Genomic DNA, 2592 nt, shown 5'->3' with positions numbered 1-2592 from the left:
CGGGGCTCCGCCCCGGAACCCCGCACCTCAATCGCCGGAGGGGCTTGATGCGGTGTGCCCGGAGGGCTGGAAAGCGGCCCACCGGGGGTCTGTCCACCACACGGACCGGAATAGGCGGCGTGCTGGACCGGGATTAGGGTGCTGCCACCGACCGGACGTCGTGGTCCGGTGTCGTTACCAGCTTGCAAAGGTGTTTCAGGCCCATGCGCATTGGCGTGCTGACGTCCGGTGGGGACTGCCCGGGACTCAACGCGGTCATCCGCTCCGTCGTCCACCGGGCGGGCGCCCTCGGTGACGAGGTGATCGGTTTCCACGACGGCTGGCGCGGGCTCCTGGAGTGCGACTGGCGGCCGCTCGACCACGACGGCGTCGCCGGCATCCTCGCGCAGGGCGGGACCGTCCTGGGTTCCTCGCGGGTGCGGCCCGAGCATCTGCGCGACGGGGTGGAGCGGGCCCGGGCGCACCTGGCCGAGCTGGGGATCGACGCGGTCGTGCCGATCGGCGGCGAGGGCACCCTCAAGGCGGCGAAGCTGCTCTCGGACGCCGGGCTGCCCCTCGTCGGGGTGCCCAAGACGATCGACAACGACATCTCGGCGACCGACGTCACCTTCGGTTTCGACACGGCGGTCGGCGTCGCGACCGAGGCACTGGACCGGCTCAAGACGACCGCCGAGTCGCACCAGCGGGTCCTCATCGTGGAGGTGATGGGCCGGCACACCGGCTGGATAGCGCTCCACTCCGGGATGGCGGCGGGCGCGCACGCGGTGCTCGTGCCCGAGCGGCCCTTCGACGTGGCCGAGGTGGCCGAGCGGGTCGGGGCGCGTTTCGACGCGGGCAAGCGCTTCGCGATCGTCGTCGTGGCCGAGGGCGCGAAGCCGCTGCCGGGCACGATGAAGTACGAGGACGGCGAGCGCGACATCTACGGCCACGAGCGCTTCTCCGGGGTGGCCCGGCAGCTCTCCCTGGAGCTGGAGGACCGGCTCGGCAAGGAGGCCCGCCCGGTGATCCTCGGGCACGTGCAGCGCGGCGGCACCCCGACCGCGTACGACAGGGTCCTCGCCACGCGCTTCGGGCGCGAGGCGGTCGAGGCCGTGCACCGGGGCGAGTTCGGGCGGATGACGGCACTGCGCGGCACGGAGATCGTCATGGTGCCGCTCGCCGACGCGGTCGCCTCGCTCAAGACGGTGCCCGCAGCGCGGTACGAGGAGTGCGAGACGGTGGTCTGAGCCGTACCGGCGAGCCGTCGGCCGGGGCGGGCGACCCGCGCGCGGGAGCACGGGGCGCCCGTCCTAGTCTGGTGCGGACAACCGGTACGAAATCAGGAGTCTGCGGATGGATCACAGCGGACACGGCATGATGTCCGATCTGCCGCCGTTCACGCTGGGGCGGGGCCTCGAACCCTCTCCGGACGTGTTCTTCCTCGTCGCCTGCCTGCTGGGGCTCGGGCTCTACGGCTGGGGCGTGGCGCGGCTGCGGCGGCGCGGGGACTCCTGGTCCTGGGGGCGGACGATTCCGTTCGTGCTCGGGGTGCTGAGCGTCATGCTCGTGATGTGCACGAAGCTGAACGACTACGGCATGGTCATGTTTAGCGTGCACATGGTGCAGCACATGGTGATCAGTATGCTGTCGCCGATCCTGATCCTGCTGGGGGCTCCCACGACGCTCGCGCTGCGCGCGCTGCCCGTCGCGGGACACGGGCGCAAGGGACCGCGCGAGTGGCTGCTGTGGCTCCTCCAGAGCCGGTACATGCGGGTCGTCACGCACCCGCTCTTCACCATCCCGCTCTTCATCGCGAGCCTGTACGCGCTCTACTTCACGCCGCTCTTCGACTTCCTGATGGAGTCGAGCGCGGGACACATCGCGATGATGGTGCACTTCCTCGCGGTCGGCGTCGTCTTCTTCTGGCCGATCATGGGCGTGGACCCGGGCCCGCACCGGCCGGGGTACCTGATGCGGATGCTGGAGCTGTTCGCGGGGATGCCCTTCCACGCCTTCTTCGGGATCGCGCTCATGATGGCGTCCACGACGATGGTCAGCACCTTCGAGGACCCGCCGGCCTCGCTCGGCGTGGACGCGCTCGCCGACCAGACCGCCGCGGGCGGCATCGCCTGGGCGTTCAGCGAGGTCCCCTCGGTCGTCGTCCTCCTCGTCCTGCTCATGCAGTGGTACCGCTCGGAGCAGCGCCAGGCCCGCCGCAAGGACCGCGCGGCCGACCGGGACGGCGACGCGGAGCTGAACGCCTACAACGACTACCTGGCGTCCTTGCAGGGCCGCGGCTGAAAGCGCGGGCCGCGTTCTTTCCGGACGCGGCGCGTCCCTCGCTGGCGTGCGGGCGGCCGTTCGGGTGAGGATGGTGGTACGGGTCTCGCCCCCGGGGCCCGGTGGCCGGAGAGGCGGACTCGACATGCCTGGCACCACGAAGACCATGGGTGTGTTCACCATCGGCGGGCTGGTGGTGGTCACCGCGTACACCGTGGCCCTCGGCAGCAACGGCTGGCTGTGGTTCGGCTGGGTCGTCCTCGGTCTTCTCACGCTCGCGATGACGATGACCAGGGACTGAGGATCGGCGCGCGCACGAGGCTCGGTGAGGGG

General features: G+C 71.0%; 3 protein-coding genes. All 3 read left to right on the top strand.

The features are described from left to right. Nucleotides 1-203 precede the first annotated feature (203 nt). The 3 genes from SSBG_RS27225 to SSBG_RS33855 all read left to right on the top strand — a co-directional run bounded on the left by SSBG_RS27225 (nt 204) and on the right by SSBG_RS33855 (nt 2560). Nucleotides 204-1226: a 6-phosphofructokinase gene (locus SSBG_RS27225; RefSeq protein ID WP_008749273.1), complete on the top strand. Its 1023-nt coding sequence runs from the start codon at nt 204-206 to the stop codon at nt 1224-1226. A 106-nt stretch (nt 1227-1332) separates the two neighbouring features. Continuing rightward, nucleotides 1333-2280 (top strand): cytochrome c oxidase assembly protein, encoded by a 948-nt coding sequence (locus SSBG_RS27220; protein WP_037870756.1) that lies wholly within the window; start codon nt 1333-1335, stop codon nt 2278-2280. Nucleotides 2281-2404: 124 nt separating this feature from the next. Then, nucleotides 2405-2560: a hypothetical protein gene (locus tag SSBG_RS33855; RefSeq protein WP_037870754.1), complete on the top strand. Its 156-nt coding sequence runs from the start codon at nt 2405-2407 to the stop codon at nt 2558-2560. The last annotated feature ends 32 nt before the right edge of the window (nt 2561-2592 follow it).

The sequence above is a fragment of the Streptomyces sp. SPB074 genome (genome assembly GCF_000154905.1).
Classification (GTDB): Bacteria; Actinomycetota; Actinomycetes; order Streptomycetales; family Streptomycetaceae; genus Streptomyces.
Note: the sequence above shows the minus strand (reverse complement) of the source record. Positions and strands in the feature narration are given on the sequence as shown.